This window comes from Nocardia sp. 852002-20019_SCH5090214 (genome assembly GCF_001665865.1).
In the GTDB taxonomy this organism is placed as follows: Bacteria; Actinomycetota; Actinomycetes; order Mycobacteriales; family Mycobacteriaceae; genus Nocardia; species Nocardia nova.
Genome location: NZ_LZMK01000221.1, coordinates 25344 through 43352, shown reverse-complemented (window position 1 = coordinate 43352; position 18009 = coordinate 25344). Strand labels below are relative to the sequence as shown.

The window sequence follows — 18009 nt, the reverse complement described above, 5'->3', positions numbered from 1 at the left end:
TGTTCGATAATGGTCGTCATGCCTCGATCGGCGTGAACACGACCGCGTAGGCCGGGTCGACGATTTCGCGGAATACGGCCCGCACCGGCATGCCGATACGGACATCGGCGGGCTCGATCCCCTCGATATTGGTCACCACCCGCGGACCCTCGTCCAACTCGACGAGGGCGGCGATATACGGCAACCGCGCCGCGAACGGCTCGAGGTCGTTGACGTACACCGTGGAGAACGAATAGACCGACCCGGTGCCCTTGGCTTCGACCGCGGTGACCGATTCGCTCCAGCAGAACGGACAGGACACCCGCGGGTAATGATGGACGCGTCCACAGTCCTGGCATTTCGCGATCAGCAGTTTCCGGTCGCGCGCGCCATCCCAATACTGCGCGCTGTTTCCTTCGACGACGGGAATATCGGCACGGCCGGCCACTATCGATCCTCCTGATCTGACTGCACGGATGTTCGGCGCATATCACCAACCGCGATATTCGGCGGGCCTGCGTTCGACGAACGAGCGCACGCCCTCTTTGGCATCGGCCGAATACGACTGGATCTCCTGCGCCATCGCCTCGGCGAGAAATGCGGCCGCACGATCACCGTCGAGAGAGCTGTTGAACAATCGTTTCGTCAATGCGATCGAGCTGGTCGGGGCGGTCGCGAGCCGGCCGGTCAGTTCGGTGAGTACCAATTCCAGATCCTCCTCGGCCACAACCCGGTTCACCACACCGAGACCGAGGGCTTCCGAGGCCCGGAGCTTGTCACCGAAGAACACCAATTCCTTCGCGCGCTGCATGCCGATCAGCCGAGGTAACAGATAGGCGCCGCCGCCGTCGACCACGAGCCCGCGTTTGACGAACGACTCGCTGAAGTAGGCCGCCTCGGTCGCGATCACCAGGTCCGAGGCGTAGGCCAGGTGGGCGCCGATGCCGGCGGCGGCGCCGTGCACCACGCTGACCACCGGCTTTCCGCAATCCAATACCGCGGCGATCAGGCGCTGCGCACCGGTCATGATGCGCCGCATCGGATCGGTGACCCGTTTGACGTTCTTCGCGTGACCGTCCGCCAACTTCACCACGTCCGCGCCGGAGCAGAAATGTTTGCCGTTAGCCCGCAGGACGACCACCCGGATGCCGGGGTCGGCGTCCGCCGCGGCGAACAGTTCGATCAAGGCGTCGCGATCGTCGGGCCGGATGGCATTGGCCGCCTCGGGCCGGTTGAGCGTGATCGTGAGAATCCCGCCGTCGATCTTCTGCAGGAGGGCATCGGTCATCGGTGCGTGTACCTCACAGTCAGATGTTTGATGCCGTTCACGAAATTCGACCGCAGCAGTGTCGGCTCGCCGACGGCCTCGAGGTCGGGAAAACGCGAATACAGTGCCTCGAACGCGATATTCAGCTCGAGCCGCGCAAGATGCGCGCCCAGGCAGAAGTGCGGCCCCGGCGCACCGAATGCCAAGTGCGGGTTCGGATTGCGAGAGATATCGAAAACGTAGGGATCCTCGAAAACGGCCTCATCGCGATTGGCCGAGGTGTACCAGAGCACAACCTTCTCGCCTCGAGAGAACACCTGATCACCGAGTTTGACGCCGTCATGGGTCACCGTGCGGCGCATGTGGATCACCGGACTCGCCCAGCGCAGGATTTCCTCGATCGCGGTGGGCGCCGATGCACGGTAGTCGGCGAGCCAGGCATCGCGCTGATCCGGGTGGCGACTCAGGGCGTACACCCCGTGCGTCAGAGCGTTGCGCGTGGTCTCATTGCCGGCGCCGACCAGCAGGATGAAGAACTTCGCCATCTCCTGTGGAGTCAGGTTGTCGCCCTCCTTCGCGGCGACCAGCATACTGATGACATCGTCGCGCGGATCGGCTATCCGCTCCTCGGACAGATTCTGCAGCAGCCCGATGAGCCGTTCGCTGGCCTCGGTGACCGCACCCGCGATACCCGCGCCGGACTGGTCGGGGATGTATTCCGCGTCCGAGGCGCCCAGAATCGTGTTCGTCGCCGCGAGGATATCGGCCTCGTGCTCCTGCGGAATGCCGAGCATGGTGCTGATGATCCGCAGCGGGAGCAGCGCCGCGAAATTGTCGACGAAATCGCATTCGCCCGTGACCGGCATCGCGTCGAGGATTTCGTGAGTGGTCGATTCGACCAGCCCGCGAATCGATTCCAGGCTCTTGTTGGTGAACCCGCGGGATACGATCTTGCGGACCCGGGAATGTTCGGGATTGTCCATATCGATGATCGACCCGCGATAGTCACGCAACGCGCGCGGCTGGTCGAAAATCTGGGTGCCCTCCCCCGAGGCGAAATCCTCGGGACGGCGGCTCACCTCGAGTATGTCGGCATGGCGGGTCAACGCCCAGAAACCCTTACTCCGGGCCGGCTCGCCGCCGAGCGGGACGAACGCCCGCGGATTCTCCCTGCGCAGCGCGTCGAACCGGGCATCTCGTTCGGCCTGGCCGGTCTGTTGCCACCAGTCGAAATCGATCAGCACGTCCGCGGCCTCATCGGCTCCGATCATCGGCTGTTCCTCGCTCGTCGTCGTCACATCTTCGGCGGCCCCCGGACGGTACCGGTACGCGGCCGAAATCCCCATTGCCATCCGATTCTGGCACTAGTGTCACTATTTTGCAACCGCGCTTACCTGGACATTCTGCAAGCAAATGGCATGCGAGCATGCTATTAGCTGGACATCAGTGTCACTAAGTGGCCCTTCTTCGGGAAGAGAGCGAGGGCTGCCCGAGCAGTCTCGACCAGATCGCGGCGGGCCACCGCCGGGCCACCGCCCCCGTCTCCTCCAGGGGTCCATACATGCGCCGAGAACCGCCGCGATCCGTCACACAGTCGATTGTATAGCTTAATAATTCAGCTTCAATGCCCACTTGATGCGGTCTGGAGCGAATCCCGGATCGCCTCCATCGCCGCCAGCCGCCGGGCGACCATCGTCATCGCCGCGGCATCCCCGGCTCCGGCCCGGAGTTCGCCCAGACGTGCCCGCACCCGGACGATCTCCTCGGCCAGACGTTCGCCCGCCTCCTGCTTGGTGAGCAAGTCCTGCTCGACCCAATCGGCGGCATCAATGTCCTTCTCGGCCACGATGTTTCGCCCTTCAGTTGGCGCGGGGGAAGTTGAACAGTTTGCGGGCGTTCAACTCGACGATCTTGTGCGCCTCGTCGTCGGGAACGTTCTGTAGCAGCTTGCCGGTGAACTCGCGGCTGTTCGGCCAGTTCGAATCCGAGTGCGGGTAGTCGCACTCCCACAGGATGTTGTCCACGCCGATCGCCTCGCGGCGCACGATGCCCTCGCTGTCGTCGATGAAGCAGCCCCAGATGTGCTCGCGGAACAGATCCGAGGGGCGCACCTCCTTGTTCACGTTCTGGTACCAGCGATGCTTCTCCCAGACCTGGTCGATGCGCTCGAGCAGATACGGCACCCAGCCGACGCCACCTTCGGAGAGGGCGACCTTCAGGTTGGGGAACTTGTAGAACACCGGGGAGAACAGCAGATCCGCGGTCGCATACATCGAGTTGGTGCCGAACAGCGAGATCATCACCGCCATCGGGGCCTCCGGGGAGGTGATCGGCGGGCGGCCCGACGAGCCGAAGTGCATGCACAGCGGAAGGCCGGTCTCCTGCGCGGCGGCGAAGACCGGATCCCAGTGGTCGGTGTAGAACGACGGAAGCCCCAGCGGGACAGTGCATTCCGGGAAGGTTATGGCCTTTGCGCCCTTGGCGGCGCAGCGGTAGATCTCGGCGGCCGCGGCGGCCGGATCCCACAGCGGCAGGATGATCAGCGGAATGAATCGATCCGGTGCGGCCGCCGCCCACTCGTCGAGATGGAAGTCGTTCCACGCTCGCACCGACAACAGCGCCAGTTCCTTGTCCTTGCCCTCGAGGAACACGGTGCCGGAGAAGCGAGGGAACGACGGGAAGCACAGCGCCGCCTGGACGCCGTCGACGTCCATATCGGCGATTCGGGCCACCGGGTCGTAGCAGCCGGGCAGCATATCGGAGTAGCGGGTGGGGTCCATGCCATATTCCTGCGGCTTCTTCCCCGCCACGGCGTTCAGGCCGATGTTCGGATACACCCGCCCCTCGTAGACCCAGACCTCGGCGAGCCGCTCGGCCCCCCGCCCTCCGCCCCGCGCCGCATCGAGCAGCACCTTGGACAGTTCCTCGTCGCCGGCGTTCTGCGACATATCCATCTCGACGATTCGGGGACCATCCTCGACGAACTTCTTCGGCAACCGATCGACCCACACCGATGGCGGCTCGATCAGATGGTCATCGACGGAAATCATCTGCATGGAATCTTGAAGCGGCACAACGCCTCCTCGGAAAAAATAACTGGCTGACCGACCTGGACCGCGTATGCAGGCCACCGTTCGTGTCCACTATCTGACACCGTGTAATCTAGTGACTGCAGTCACAGCCGTCAACTACCAGTTCGATTGCCGCGTTCAACCGCATACTCCAGGCTTTAAGCCGTGACACATCGGCCACCAATCTGACTCTGGATTGACTGTTCTGACATCATCGTCACTATCCGCAACTTTTCGGGAAGGACATTGACACATGGATCTGTCAGTGCGCGACAAGGGCTATCTGGTGCTCGGGGGAACCGCGGGCATCGGGCTGGCCGCCGCGCGATCACTCGCCGAGGACGGCGCGAGGATCGCGATCGTCGGGCGCGATCGCGAACGCGGCGGGAAAGCGGCCGCCGAACTGGCCGAGGCCGGGGCCGCCGGGGTGACCAGCCTGCCGTTCGACGCCGCGCAGCCGGGCCAGGCCGCGCAAGCGGTCGAACACGCGGTGGAATTTCTGGGCCGGCTCGACGGGGTCGCGATCACCACCGGCACCACCGGCCACGATCCGATCTCGGCAACCGACGAGCAATGGACCGCGGCCTTCCGCGATGTCGTACTGGGCACCACTCGCACGGTCGAGGCGGCACTGCCGCATCTGATCGCGACCAAGGGCACCATCGTCACCACGGCCGCCTATTCGATCAGGTCACCCGAGATCGCGCGCCTGCCTTTCGCCGGACTCAAGAGCGCCGTAGCGGTATTCACCAAGGGGATCGCGAAAGAGTATGGGAAACAGGGCATTCGGGCGAACTGCATATGCCCGGGTGCGGTCGAAACCGACGCGCTGAGCGCGATACGCGACTACCTCGCCGCAGAGCGCGGCTACCCCCGCGAGGAGGCACTCGAACGCGTCATGGTCGAGGAGTGGGGTTTCACCGCAGCACTGGGCCGACCGGGCCGGCCGCACGAGGTGGGCGAGCTCATCGCCTTCCTGCTCTCGCCGCGGGCCGGATTCCTCACCGGCGCGCTGATCAACATCGACGGCGGCACGAACTTCTGACCGGGGCGAACGGTGGGGGACGCGTGCGAGCACTCCCCCACCGCGTCGCCTAACCCGGCGCCACGGCGTCGGCGGCCGGATAGCGCAGTACGCCGCGCAGGTTGCGGCCTGCGCGCATGTCCTCGTAACCGTCGTTAATCTTCTCCAGCGGATAGGCGCGGCTCACCACGGCGTCCAGGTCGACCTGGCCGTTGCTCCAGAGTTCGAGGATCTTCGGGATGTCCGCGCGCGGATTGGCCGAACCGTAGAGACTGCCGATGATCCGCTTCTCGGTCAGCGTCAGATCCATCATGTTGACCGAAACCTCGTTCTCGGCCATGGGATGAATATTGGTCACGATCAATTCGCCGCGCTTGGCGACCATCGCCAGCGCCTGCGCGATCAGGCGGCCCTCACCCACCCCCATCGTGCAGATGAACCGGTCGGCGCCGCGGTGCCAGGTCGCTTCCCGCACAACCTCGGGCGCCTCCTCCCAGGACGCCGCCACATGAGTGGCGCCCATCCGCAGTGCCGCCTCGCGCTTGGATTCCGACGGATCGATGGCGACAATGGTGCGCGCCCCCGACAGTCGCGCACCCTGCACCGCCGCGGCGCCGATGCCGCCGACACCGGCGACCACCACATTGTGGCCGGGCCGGATATCGGCGGCATAGACCGCCGATCCCCACCCGGTGACGAAACCGCAGCCCAACAGGCAGGCCCGGTCCAGCGGATGATGCGGCTCGATCTTGATGCAGCTGGCCTCGTGCACAACGGTGTGATGCGCGAACGAGCCGACCCCGCATGCCAGCGCGAGATCCCGGCCGCGGGCATGGTGGCGCGCGGTGTCGTCGAAGATCTGGCGACCGCTGTAGATCTTCGCGCCCAGATCGCACAGGCTCTGATGGCCGGTCGCGCAGGACGGGCACCGCCCGCACGAGGGGATGAATCCGAAGACCACATGATCACCCTCTCGCAGCCAGGACACACTCGAACCGACCTGCTTCACCACGCCCGCGCCCTCGTGGCCACCGATACACGGCAGGTGAAACGGCATGTCGCCGGTGACGATGTGCTCGTCGGAGTGGCACATTCCCGAGGCGTGCAACTCGACCAGCACCTCCTCGGCCTTCGGCGGATCGAGTTCGATCGTCTCGACCGACCAGGGCGTGTTGCGCTCCCAGAGCACGGCGGCAGTGGTCTCCATCATGTTCCCTTCTTCCGCCGTGACCGAAACGACAACGGCGACAACATTTTTGATCAGCGAATGATCGACTGGGTTTCCAAGAACCCAGCGATCCCTTCCGGACCGCCCTCGCGGCCGATTCCCGATTGCTTGAAACCGCCGAACGGGCTGCCGAGATCGAGCGGCGCCGCGGAGTTCACCGAGACCGATCCGACTCGCAGCCGGGCCGCGACCCCGGCCGCGCGCGATCGATCGCCGGACCACACCGCGGCGGCGAGGCCGTAGTCGGAATCGTTGGCGATGCGCACGGCGTCGTTGTCGTCGGCGTACGGAATGACCACCGCCACGGGTCCGAAGATCTCGTCACGGGCGATGGCCATGTCGTTGTCCACATCGGCCAGCACGGTCGGCTGGTAGTACCAGCCGGTGTCGAATCCGTCGGGGCGCGCGCCGCCGGTGACTACTCGCGCCCCCTGCCCGACCGCGGCGGACACCATCGATTCGACCCGTTCCAGCGCGGCGCGGTTGATCAGCGGGCCGACATCGGTCGAGGAATCGGCGGGATCACCGACCCGCAGCGCCGACACGGCCTTGCCGAAGATGTCGACGAACTCCGCGTAGCGCGTGGCTGGGACCAGGATCCGGGTCTGTGCCATGCACACCTGGCCGTTGTTGCCCATCACCCCGGTGACGAGACTGCCGATCGTCTCGGCGTCGAATGCGGCGTCGTCGAGCACGATGGCCGGTGATTTGCCGCCCAGCTCGAGCGCGCAGCGCCGCACCGCGGCGGCGCAGACCGCGCCGATCCGCTTTCCCGCGGCTGTGGAGCCGGTGAAACTCACCTTGTCCACGCCCGGATGCGACACCAGCGCCTCACCGGTCGCCACGCCGCCCGACACGATATTGATCACGCCCGGCGGTATCCCCGCCTCCTCGACGACCTCACTGAACAGCGACACACCCAGCGGTGCGTCGGGGGCCGGCTTGAGCACCACGGTGCATCCGGCCGCGAGCGCCGGCGCCAGTTTCATCGCGGCGATGAACAAGGGGACGTTCCACGGCACGATCGCCGCGATGACGCCCACGGGCACGCGGCGTACGAGAACCTCGCCCCCAGCTCCGGCCGGACGGATCTCTTCGAAGCTGAAATCCGCCACCATCCGGGCGTGGGAGCGATACACCCCGACAGCGAATCCGACCTGGCCGAAGGAGGAGAAGCTGCGCGGCGACCCGACTTCGGCGCAGAGCAGGTCGGCGAATTCGCCCGAACGCCGTTTCAGTGCGGCGGCCAGGCCGCTCAGCAATTCGGCCCGGTCGGCAGGGGTGCCGGCCGCCCACTCCGGCTCATCGAGCGCGGCGCGGGCTGCGGCAACCGCCGCCCCGACATCGGCGCCGGTCGCCTCGGTCACGGTGCCCAGCAGTGCACCGGACGCGGGCGAGAGCACCTCGATCCGCGGCCCGTCGGAGGCTCGCCACTGCCCGGCGATATAACACCCTGCAAAGTCGCGCACTGCTACCTCTTCCGTCCGATACTGCGCCAGAGCCGGCCGGGATCCATCCGGCCGCAATGACTGAATTCTGGCAGTAATGTCACTTTATCCGCAAGGGCCGGTTCAGCCGACGACCGATGCCAGTCGATCCGGTGTACTGCCGTGCAGGATCAGTTCGTCGGCGCCCGCGTCGAGGTAGCGGTCGAACACGGCGTGACACTGCGCCGCGGTGCCGACCGCCGATGCCTCGTTCAGCCAGCGGGCCGGCAGCGCCGCGGCGGCCTCCGCCAGCTGCGCGGCGGTCCGGACCGAGTCGGCGGACCCGCGTATGCCGGCCAATTGCGGATGTGCGCGCAGCACCGCGAGCTGGTCCGGGTCCCAGTCATTGACCCGCGCGAGCTGCTCGCCGAATCCCGGAATCTGGTAGTAGCTCACCGCCCGGCCGGCGACAATGGCAGCTTCCTCGGCCGGGGCCAGTCCCGAGGCGGTGACGACGGTGGCGCAGATCCGCACGGCATCGGCCGGGCGGCCCGCGGCCGCCGCGGCGGCGCGCACCAGTTGCGCGGACCGCGCCACCGCCTCGGGGGTCAGGAACGGATGCAGGATGACTCCGTCGAAATGGCGGCCGGCCAGCTCGAGCCCGCGCGGACCGATGGCGGCGAGCAGCAGCGGGGGCACCGGCTGGTCGGGCACGTCGGTCAAGCGCAGCGCCGGGAAATTGCCGGCGGGCCCCTGGTAGCGGACCTTTTCGCCGCGACACAACCGCCGGAAGATGTCGGCGGAGTCGGTGAGTGAGCGATTGGTCGGCACCGGCAGTCCCACCGACTGCCACATCGCGGCCACCGAGCGCCCGACACCCAGCACCAGGCGACCGTCCGACAGCGCCTGCGCGGTCATCGCCATCGATGCCAGCAACGCCGGATGCCGCGAATTCAGATGCGTCACGCCGGCGGCGATGTCGATATCGCTGGTGACCTGGCTGATCGCACCGAACAGCACCCCGAAGTCCTTGGCACCCCAGCGTTCGCTGAGCCAGACCGTGCCCAGCCCGAGGCGTTCGGCCTCGGCCGCCTGGGTCAGCGCGGGCCGGGGATCGGTTACGCGGCCGGGAACGACGTAGGCGCCAAGCCTGCCTGCCCGCTCGGCAGCACTGGATTTTTGTTCACTCATACCCATATTCTGACAGTAATGGTCAGTTTTGGGCCGACGCGGTCGAGGTCGGCGGCCGGGCCGTGCGACAGAGAGCGAGTTTCAGTGAGTTACACCGCCGAGCGAGGACACCTCGACGACCGGTCCCGCGGCGCGTTGACGGCGTGGGCGCGTACCCGTCTGGCACCGCCGGGTCACACCGGCTTGGAACTGTCGGAGTTCTCCGCCCCGGGCGCCGGATACTCCGGCAAGACCGTCTTCTTCACCGCCGCATGGACCGAAGCGGGCGGCCGGCGCATACGCCGTGCGCTGGTACTGCGCATGCAGGCACCCGATCATCAGCTGTTCATGGCCCCCGATGCCATCCGGCAGGCCGAGGTGATGCGTGCGCTGACCCGGTATGCGCCGATGCCGGTCATCGCCGCCCAGGAGCCCGATCCCCGCGTACTCGGCACACCTTTCTACGTCATGGACCGCGTCGACGGGCGCGTCCCGTCGGACGTTCCGAGCTGGCACAAGGCGGGATGGACCGCCGACCTCACCCCGGATCAACGAAAACAGCTGTACGACAACGGGTTACGCGCACTGGTCGCACTCCACGGAATTACCGACCGTGCCACGATCGACACGCTGGCCACACCCGGGCCCGGCACTGCCCTGACTCGCTACGTCGATCAGGTGCACCGCTGGTACCTCAGCGCCCGCGACGAGCTGGTGGTCGACCCCGAGATGCTGGCCGCGGCGGTCGCCGAGTTGACCACCAACGTCCCAGACACCGACGCCGAGGGCATCGTCTGGGGTGATGCCCGGGTGGGGAATATGGCCTTCGCGGCGGATCTGTCGGTCGCCGCCCTGTTCGACTGGGAGGGCGCCACCACCGGACCGCCCGATATCGATCTGGGCTGGTGGCTGATGTTCGAGCGGTTTCTGTGCGAAAGCATCGGCCTGCGACGCCCCGAAGGCGTGCCCGACGATCCGGATATCGTGCTCCGCTACGAACAACTCGGTGGCCGACGAACCGGCGATATCGGCTACTACACGCTGCTGGCCGCAGTCGTCTTGACGCTGATCACCAACCGGCTCTCGGCCCTGCTGGTCCGAGACGGTCTCGACCCGACGACCGCGCGTTCCTATCCCGCCGCCGCGCTGGAGCTGGTACGGCGCTACCTCGGCGAACGCATCGAACGAAGGAGTATCACACGATGAACGAACCTGCCCCGGTCGGCACCGTAGGCACGCCGTGGGAAGTGATCGTGGAGCGCGGAAAGATCCGCGAATTCGCTCGCGCGATGCAATCGGAGAACTCCGCCTACGCGGGCCCGGACGCGATCGTCCCCCCCACCTTCCTGATCACCGCCGGTCAGTGGGCGCCCTCCGGCGCGCGCGTCGACGTCGGATTCGACCGCGCCCGCCTGCTGCACGGAGAACAGGAGTACATCTTCCACGGGCCGTTGCCACGGGCCGGAGATCACCTGACCGCGCGCGAAAAGGTGGTCGATCGATTCGAGAAACCGGGAAAACGCGGCGGCGTCATGCGATTCGCCGTGGTGGCCACCGAATTCCGCACCGGCGACGGGGAATTGGTGGCCGAGGCACGAGCCACATTCATCGAAACCGCACCCAGGGAGAAGAAGGAGAAATCCGCATGACCACCCCGGCCGCCGCATTCGAGATCGGCACCACGGCCCCACCGCGCACATTCGGCCCGCTGACCCGGCAGATGTTCGTACGCTATTCCGGTGCCTCCGGCGACCTGAATCCCATGCACTACGACGACACCATGGCGATCGCGGCCGGATACCCCTCGGTGTTCTCCCAGGGCATGCATCAGGCGGCGCTGCTGGCGACATTCGCCACCGATTGGCTGGGTGCGCACAACCTGCGGCGATTCGGCGTGCGCTTCCGGGAGCAGGTCTGGCCCGGCGACGTCCTCACCTGCACCGGCACGGTGACCGCGATCGAGCCGGTCGACGGCGGCCACAGAGTAACCGTCGAACTTGCATGTCAACGTCAGACGGGCGGCACCGCCCTCGCCGGAACCGCGGAGTTCCTGCTCGACAACGGCCACGACACAGTGGTGGCCAGCACATGAAGCGCACGCGCGAGATCGACTAAAGTAGCCGTTGATGTCAGAGAACCGAATCCTTCGCCGGGCGAGCTACGGCCCGTCGAGCCCCGAGATCGGCACCCGGGGTACCACCACGCGGCGAAAGATCGTCGACGTCTCGCTTGTGCTGTTCGGTGAACTCGGCTTCTTCAACACCTCCGTGGATGCGATCGCCAAGGCGGCCGGGGTCTCGCGAGCCACTCTGTACCAGTATTTCCCGGGCAAGGACGAGATCTTCCTGGAGCTGATGGACGAGTGTGGTAGCGCCCTGTTGCGTGTGACCCGCCGCATCGGCCCGCTCGGGCCCACTCCCACGGGTTTCGACAATCTGAACTGGTGGCTCGGCGAGTGGAGCTGGGTCTTCGAACGCTATTCGACGATGTTCGTGCAGTGGGCCAATGTGGCCGCCACCGAAAGCGTGGTGCAGCCGGAGATCGACCGTTTCGTCGGCAAATACCAGCATCAGCTGGCGAATCGCTTGGCCGACGCGGAACTCGACGGGCTCGACCCGGAATTCGCCGCGATGGCGATGATGGCGGTCGTGCACCGGGTGAATCTCTACCTGCACACCGACCGCGCCCACGGCCGCAGCATCGAATCGGTGGTCGATGCCCTGTCGGTCTTCCTGCAGCTGGTGTTCTTCCCGGATACACCCGCGAACGTCTTCGATACTTTGCCGCTGCGCGTCGACTCGGCGCAGGTCATCACTATCCCGCCGATACCGTCGGCGCGGGGAATAACGATCGAGGAACGCACGCGTGATCTCAGCACGCGCGCCCGGCGAACCGTCGAGCGGCTCGTAGCCGCGGGTGCGGCGCAGTTCGCAGCTCGTGGGTACCACCGCGCCAATGTCGACGATATCGTCGCCGCGGCCGGCTACGCCCGCGGCACTTTCTACAAATACTTCAACGAAAAGCAGGACCTGTTGCTCACGGTCAGCGCCGAGGCGGGTGCCACTGCGATCACCCTGGGCGACGAACTGCGTCATCTGCGCCCGCCCGCTGCCGACCCTGCCGCGTTCCGCGGCTGGCTGTCGAGATTCGTGGAGTTCGAGGCGGAGTTCGGCGGGGTCATCGATGTCTGGACCGAACGCGGGACCGAACAGTCGCTGGTCGCCGATCTGGGCGCCTATGGCGAAGCTATGACCGACTCCGCGATCCTGGATTTTCTCAGCACCGTCGATCGGCCCGACATTCCGTTCGATCCCATCGCCTCGGTGCTGATATTCCGCGCCATCATGGAGCGGCTGGCCCGCGCGTCACAAGAGATCGAGACTCCTCTCGACCCCGAGCAGATCGTGGATCTGATGTCCGCGGTGATAGAGCGCGGATTCTTCTCGCGCGCCCGAAACTGACCCCGATACAGGCCCGGCGATCAAATGGTGCCGGCGGAGCGGAACCGCTGAATCTCGGCCGCGGAGAAACCCAGTTCGTGCAGGACCGCCTCGGTATGGGCGCCGACGGCCGGGACGGGATCCATCCGGGGTTCCACGCCGTCGAGCGCCGCGGGCGGCAGCAGCGCTCGGATATCACCGCCGGGAGTATCCACCTGGCGCCAGCGATCGCGCACGGCCAGAACCGGATGCTCCCATACCTGAGTCATATCGTTGATCCGGGCGGTCGCGATGGCCGCCGATTCCAGGCGCGCTATCAGCGCCTGGGTGGTGAGGCTGTTCGTCACGGCGGCGATGATCGACTCGAGTTCGTCGCGATGGGCGACCCGGCCGGGATTTGTCGCGAATCGCGGATCGGTGATCAGCTCCGGCCGCTCGAGCACCTCGGCGCACAGTCGCTGCCATTCCCGATCGTTCTGCACCGCCAGCAGGACCGTCCCGCCGTCACCGGCGGTGAACGGGCCGTAGGGCGCGATGGTCGCGTGCCGGGCCCCGGTCCGCACCGGGGCCGTGCCACCGTAGCGGGCATAGTAGAGCGGCGAGCCCATCCATTCGACCAATGCTTCGAACAGCGATACCGACACCGCCCGCACCCGCCCGGTCGTGGCCCGAGTGTACAGGGCGGTCAGGATGCCGGAGAACGCGAAACTTCCGGCGGCGATATCCGCCACCGAGATACCGGCCTTCGCGACGTCGGCGTCCGTACCGGTCACCGACAGCAGGCCCGCCTCCGCCTGGACCAGCAGGTCGTAGGCCTTGCGCGACTGCCAGGGTCCGTCACCGCCATATCCGGAGATTCCGCACGGAATGACAGTGGGATACCGCTGCGCCAGGCGGTCGACGCCCAGGCCCATCCGGGCCACAGCACCCGGCCCGAGATTCTGTACGAAGACGTCGGCACCAGCGAGCAACCGGTGCAGTACCTCACGGCCGTTCTCGGATTTCAGATCGAGCGTCAACGATTCCTTGGACCGGTTGAGCCAGGCGAAGTAGCTGGACTGGCCGAGCACCGTGGTGTCGTATCCCCTGGCGAAATCCCCCGCACCGGGTCGTTCGATCTTGATCACCCTGGCCCCGAGGTCGGCCAGCTGCCGGGTGGCGTACGGGGCCGCGACCGCTTGTTCCAGGCTGACGACGACCACGCCTTGCAGCGGCAATTCGCCCATCGAATTTCTCCCTGCTCATTCGGCGCGAGCGCTCGGTAGCCGAGGCCGCCGCGACAGCACTCAAAAATGACGTAGATTGTCAGATCGACACTACAGAATGCCCTGTCGGACTGGCAAGAATTACCGGCCGACGGCCTACTGTGCGCAGTATCGGGTGATTTCGACTGAGAGCCGAAGTGCCCGCCCAATATAGACAAGCTGTCAGATCATCGCTTACTGTCGTGTGACACAGACCCCACGAACACATCATCTGGTCGTGCCGGAAAGCGCCGGCCCCGGCACCGGTTCATCCGGTCGGCCCGCGCGGACGAGGCCGCACCGAACTATGCCGATCGGAACACACGATGACGATCTCCCTCCTCCTCGACATGGCGGTTGCCGCGAATCCGGACCGCGTCGCCCTCACCGCGGGTGACCGGTCGCTGACCTACCAGCAATTCAGCGATCTGGTCCAGGGCGTCGGCTCCGCATTGCGCCGATCCGGCGCCGAGCACATCGTCTATCTGGGCGGCTCGGGTGTCGAACTGCCCGCACTGCTGTGGGGCGCCGCCCACGCCGGAATCCCGTTCGTCCCGGTGAACTACCGGCTCGAGGCCGGCCGGCTGGTCCGGCTCATCGAGCGGGTCGGCAACGCACTCGTCGTCGCCGCTCCGCGCTACGCCGAGTCGGTCGCCCACGCCGGTGCCACCGTCGAGACCACGGACGCATTCTTCGCGCGCGCGGCGACCGGTGCGCTGCCGATCGCCGACGTCGATCCCGAGAGTCCGGCGGTCATCCTGTTCACCAGCGGAACCACCTCGGAGCCCAAGGCGGTCCTGCTGCGTCACAGCAATCTGCTCAGCTACGTCATGGGCACCGTCGAATTCGGTTCGGCGGATCCGGCGGACGCCACGTTGGTGAGTGTGCCGCCGTACCACATCGCGGGGATCGGAACGATCCTGACGAACTTCTACGCGGGCCGCCGCATCGTGTACCTACCCGATTTCGACGCGCGGGAGTGGTTGCGCCTGGTCCGCGAGGAGGCCGTCACCTCGGCCATGGTGGTACCCACCATGCTCGACCGGATCGTGTCCGCGGTGGGCGGGGCGGTCGCCGACGCCCCGGCGCTGCGATCGCTGTCCTACGGCGGCGCGCGCATGCCGCGCCCCACGCTGGAGGCGGCGCTACGAGCATTCCCCGGTACCGGATTCGTCAACGCCTACGGTCTCACCGAAACCAGCTCGACCATCGCACTGCTGGGCCCCGAAGACCACCGGGCCGCGATGGACAGCGACGATCCCGCCGTGCGCGCCCGGCTCGGCTCGATCGGGCGTCCGGTGCCCGATATCGAGATTCTCATTCGCGACGCCGACGGCAGTCCGGTGGCTCCCGGCGAACAGGGTGAACTCTGGGTTCGCGGGCCACAGGTCTCCGGCGAGTACATGGGCTCGGGCTCGGTGCTCGACGCGGAAGGCTGGTTCCCCACCCGCGACCTGGCCTATCAGGACGGCGAAGGCTTCTTGTACATCGTCGGCCGCAACGACGACACGATCATTCGCGGCGGCGAGAACATCGCCCCGGCCGAAATCGAGGACGTCCTCATCGACCACCCGGCCGTGCGCTCGGTCGCGGTGGTCGGAATTCCCGATGAGCACTGGGGCCAGGCGATTCTCGCCGCCGTGGTCCCCGAAGGCGATGAGCTGCCCGACCCCGAGCAGCTGTTCGAATTCGTGCGCTCGCGGCTGCGTTCTTCACGCACGCCCGACCACCTCGTCTTCCGCAACGAGCTGCCGGCCACCCCGACCGGAAAGATCCTGCGCAAGGACATCGCCGCCGATTATCTCGCGGACGCGGCCGCCGATTCGGTCCGCTGATCCGCACCCCCGGAAAGGAGTAGCAATGGTGAAGTCCGGAACCCGGTTACGGAGTCAGGTTTGCAGCACGGAGGTGATCGTGGTGCGCGCCGGTGACAACGCCACGGAATTGCGTTGCGGTGGAGCGCCGATGGTCGATCTGGACCGGCCTCGGGAATCGGGGGCGAGCCCGGCCGCGGAGTTCTCCGGCGGCACCCTCATCGGCAAGCGCTACGTGGATGCCGAGGGCACCATCGAGGTGCTGGTGACCAAGCCGGGCGAGGGCTCGCTGTCCCTGAGCGACACCGCGCTGTCGGTCAAGACCGCGAAACCCCTGCCCGCCAGTGACTGACCTGGTACAGGCAGGCGGTGCGGGCCCCTTGGCCGGTGTGCGAGTGGTCGAACTCGCCGCCATCGGTCCCGCACCGCACGCCGCGATGACACTGGCCGATCTGGGTGCCGACGTGGTGCTGATCGACCGCCGAATTCCCGGCGCGACCGGCCACCGGCCCGCTCAGCAGCGCGGGCGCACCCTGGTCGAAGCCGACCTCAAGCACCCGGCCGACCGTGAGCAGATCCTGTCCCTCATCGAACGAGCCGACGTGCTGCTCGAGGGTTTCCGGCCCGGGGTCACCGAGCGCCTCGGCATCGGGCCGCGGGTGGCGCTCGAGCGCAACCCGCGGTTGATCTACGGCCGCGTCACCGGCTGGGGACAAACCGGTCCACGCGCCCAGCAGGCCGGCCATGATCTCAACTACATCTCGATCACCGGACTACTGCACGCCGTGGGTCGTGCGGATCAGCGGCCGGTTCCGCCGCTGAACCTGTTCGGCGATTTCGGTGGCGGCTCGATGTCGCTGGTCGTCGGCGTGCTGGCGGCACTGGTCGAGCGGCAGCGTTCCGGCCGGGGCCAGGTCGTCGACGCCGCGATGGTCAACGGGGCCCCGGCGCTGGGTCATCTGCTGTGGTCGATGCGCGCCTCCGGACGCTGGTCCGATGAGCGCGGCACCAATATCTTCGACGGTTCCGCGCCGTTCTACGACACCTACGAATGCAGCGACGGACGCTATGTCGCGGTGGCGGCGCTGGAGCCGAAGTTCTATGCCGAACTGCTGCGAATCCTCGATCTGGAGCCGGAAACCCTGGGCCCGCAACGAGATCCGGAAGGCTGGGTGAAGATGCGCAAGGTCTTCGCCGAGAAGTTCGCGACCCGCTCCCGCGACGATTGGGCGAACATGTTCGACGGCACCGACGCGTGTGTGACACCCGTGCTGACGATGACCGAAGCCCAGGACGACGAGCATATGCGCGCCCGCGGCGTATTCGTCGACATCGACGGCGCGGTGCAACCGGCACCCGCGCCGGTGTTCTCCCGCACTCCCCCGGCCGTCCCCGCACCACCGCCGCGGTGGCCGGTGGACATCGCATCAGTATGGAAATGAATCCGCCGCACGGCGGACCGGAAAAGATAGGGACCCAGGTGACCAATAGCCAGACCGAGGTCGCGGCGCCGACCGTTCTCGTCGAACGCCACGGCTATGTCCTGCTCATCACGCTCAATCGCCCGCAGGCCCGCAATGCCCTCAACGCCGAGATGTGCGTCCGGATCGGCGACGCGCTGGAAGCGGCCGACCGCGATCCGGAGATCCGCGCGGTCGTGCTCACCGGCGCCGGCGACAAGGCGTTCTGCGCCGGCGCCGATCTGAAGGCCATCTCGCGCGGAGAGGCGGTGATTCCGGAGGGGCGCGAGCACTGGGGACTGGCCGGTTACGTCTCGCATCCGATCAGCAAGCCGACCATCGCCGCGGTCAACGGTCCCGCCCTCGGTGGCGGGACCGAATTGGTGCTCGCCAGCGATCTGGCGATCGCCGCCGACACCGCGAGCTTCGGCCTGCCCGAGGTGACCCGCGGGCTGATCGCCGGTGCCGGTGGCGCGTTCCGGCTACCCACCCGGCTGCCGCAGGTAGTGGCGTTGGAGCTGCTGCTCACCGGCGATGCGATCAGTGCCGAGCGGGCCCTGGAACTGCATCTGGTCAACCGCGTGGTCCCCGCGGGGCAGGTGCTCGAGCAGGCGCTGGATCTGGCCCACCGGATCGCGGACAACGCACCGCTGGCGGTTCAGGCCACCAAGCGCATCGCCCTCGGGCAGAGCAGCGCCGGCGAGCGCCCCGGCGAGGATCGCGGCTGGGCCGCCACCACCGCGGAATTGACCGCAGTCGCCTACTCCGAGGACGCACAGGAGGGCCCGCGTGCCTTCGCCGAGAAGCGCAAGCCGGTGTGGAAGGGACGCTGACCCCCGCTGACTGTCGCCCCAGACCTCGACGACACGAAAAACGCTGGGTGCC

18 protein-coding genes are annotated in these 18009 nt (G+C 66.9%); 9 read left to right on the top strand and 9 right to left on the bottom strand.

Features of this window, described 5'->3' with window-relative positions; all coding sequences use genetic code 11:
• Positions 1-16: 16 nt before the first annotated feature.
• From A5780_RS17960 to A5780_RS17940, 5 genes are all read right to left on the bottom strand, one after another.
• Positions 17-430, bottom strand: a complete 414-nt coding sequence (locus A5780_RS17960) for a Zn-ribbon domain-containing OB-fold protein (protein WP_064909027.1) — start codon at positions 428-430, stop codon at positions 17-19.
• A gap of 39 nt (positions 431-469) precedes the next feature.
• Positions 470-1267, bottom strand: a complete 798-nt coding sequence (locus tag A5780_RS17955) for an enoyl-CoA hydratase/isomerase family protein (RefSeq protein WP_064909026.1) — start codon at positions 1265-1267, stop codon at positions 470-472.
• On the bottom strand, positions 1264-2517 hold the full coding sequence (locus A5780_RS17950; protein WP_064909063.1) for a cytochrome P450: 1254 nt from the start codon (positions 2515-2517) through the stop codon (positions 1264-1266). The genes A5780_RS17955 and A5780_RS17950 overlap by 4 nt, the downstream gene beginning before the upstream one ends.
• Before the next feature lie 350 nt (positions 2518-2867).
• Positions 2868-3092 (bottom strand): hypothetical protein, encoded by a 225-nt coding sequence (locus A5780_RS17945; RefSeq protein ID WP_063009677.1) that lies wholly within the window; start codon positions 3090-3092, stop codon positions 2868-2870.
• Between the two features lie 13 nt (positions 3093-3105).
• Positions 3106-4320, bottom strand: coding sequence for an amidohydrolase family protein (locus tag A5780_RS17940; RefSeq protein ID WP_223273598.1), 1215 nt, complete (start codon positions 4318-4320; stop codon positions 3106-3108).
• 250 nt (positions 4321-4570) lie between these two features.
• Between A5780_RS17940 and A5780_RS17935 the strand changes: the two genes are divergently transcribed.
• Complete coding sequence (locus A5780_RS17935; protein ID WP_064909024.1) at positions 4571-5362, top strand: SDR family NAD(P)-dependent oxidoreductase; 792 nt, start codon at positions 4571-4573, stop codon at positions 5360-5362.
• Between the two features lie 49 nt (positions 5363-5411).
• Here the strand turns inward: A5780_RS17935 and A5780_RS17930 are convergent, their stop codons facing one another.
• The 3 genes from A5780_RS17930 to A5780_RS17920 all read right to left on the bottom strand — a co-directional run bounded on the left by A5780_RS17930 (position 5412) and on the right by A5780_RS17920 (position 9187).
• Positions 5412-6548, bottom strand: a complete 1137-nt coding sequence (locus A5780_RS17930; protein WP_064909062.1) for an NDMA-dependent alcohol dehydrogenase — start codon at positions 6546-6548, stop codon at positions 5412-5414.
• A gap of 53 nt (positions 6549-6601) precedes the next feature.
• Positions 6602-8038: an aldehyde dehydrogenase gene (locus tag A5780_RS17925; protein ID WP_064909023.1), complete on the bottom strand. Its 1437-nt coding sequence runs from the start codon at positions 8036-8038 to the stop codon at positions 6602-6604.
• Positions 8039-8140: 102 nt separating this feature from the next.
• Complete coding sequence (locus A5780_RS17920) at positions 8141-9187, bottom strand: TIGR03857 family LLM class F420-dependent oxidoreductase (RefSeq protein WP_064909022.1); 1047 nt, start codon at positions 9185-9187, stop codon at positions 8141-8143.
• 84 nt (positions 9188-9271) lie between these two features.
• Here A5780_RS17920 and A5780_RS17915 point away from each other — a divergent pair, with 84 nt between their 5' ends.
• Genes A5780_RS17915 through A5780_RS17900 form a run of 4 tightly spaced genes read left to right on the top strand, consistent with a single transcriptional unit; the run spans position 9272 to position 12627 of the window.
• Positions 9272-10372, top strand: coding sequence for a phosphotransferase family protein (locus tag A5780_RS17915; RefSeq protein WP_064909021.1), 1101 nt, complete (start codon positions 9272-9274; stop codon positions 10370-10372).
• Positions 10369-10815 carry a MaoC family dehydratase N-terminal domain-containing protein gene (locus A5780_RS17910; RefSeq protein WP_064909020.1) on the top strand — a complete coding sequence of 149 codons (447 nt, stop codon included), beginning with the start codon at positions 10369-10371 and terminating at the stop codon, positions 10813-10815. The genes A5780_RS17915 and A5780_RS17910 overlap by 4 nt, the downstream gene beginning before the upstream one ends.
• The gene (locus tag A5780_RS17905) at positions 10812-11258 is read left to right on the top strand and encodes a MaoC/PaaZ C-terminal domain-containing protein (RefSeq protein WP_064909019.1); all 447 of its coding nucleotides are present in this window, start codon (positions 10812-10814) and stop codon (positions 11256-11258) included. The genes A5780_RS17910 and A5780_RS17905 overlap by 4 nt, the downstream gene beginning before the upstream one ends.
• A 34-nt stretch (positions 11259-11292) precedes the next feature.
• Complete coding sequence (locus A5780_RS17900; protein WP_064909018.1) at positions 11293-12627, top strand: TetR/AcrR family transcriptional regulator; 1335 nt, start codon at positions 11293-11295, stop codon at positions 12625-12627.
• A 20-nt stretch (positions 12628-12647) separates the two neighbouring features.
• On the opposite strand, the gene A5780_RS17895 is transcribed toward A5780_RS17900, so the two are convergent.
• The gene (locus tag A5780_RS17895; RefSeq protein WP_064909017.1) at positions 12648-13832 is read right to left on the bottom strand and encodes a CaiB/BaiF CoA-transferase family protein; all 1185 of its coding nucleotides are present in this window, start codon (positions 13830-13832) and stop codon (positions 12648-12650) included.
• Between the two features lie 344 nt (positions 13833-14176).
• Between A5780_RS17895 and A5780_RS17890 the strand changes: the two genes are divergently transcribed.
• Genes A5780_RS17890 through A5780_RS17875 form a run of 4 tightly spaced genes read left to right on the top strand, consistent with a single transcriptional unit; the run spans position 14177 to position 17957 of the window.
• On the top strand, positions 14177-15685 hold the full coding sequence (locus A5780_RS17890) for a class I adenylate-forming enzyme family protein (RefSeq protein ID WP_064909016.1): 1509 nt from the start codon (positions 14177-14179) through the stop codon (positions 15683-15685).
• A gap of 25 nt (positions 15686-15710) precedes the next feature.
• Positions 15711-16016, top strand: a complete 306-nt coding sequence (locus A5780_RS17885; RefSeq protein WP_064909015.1) for a hypothetical protein — start codon at positions 15711-15713, stop codon at positions 16014-16016.
• Positions 16009-17106 carry a CaiB/BaiF CoA-transferase family protein gene (locus A5780_RS17880; protein WP_304528422.1) on the top strand — a complete coding sequence of 366 codons (1098 nt, stop codon included), beginning with the start codon at positions 16009-16011 and terminating at the stop codon, positions 17104-17106. Before A5780_RS17885 ends, A5780_RS17880 begins: the two co-directional genes overlap by 8 nt.
• On the top strand, positions 17103-17957 hold the full coding sequence (locus A5780_RS17875; RefSeq protein WP_156769546.1) for a crotonase/enoyl-CoA hydratase family protein: 855 nt from the start codon (positions 17103-17105) through the stop codon (positions 17955-17957). Before A5780_RS17880 ends, A5780_RS17875 begins: the two co-directional genes overlap by 4 nt.
• Positions 17958-18009 lie beyond the last annotated feature (52 nt).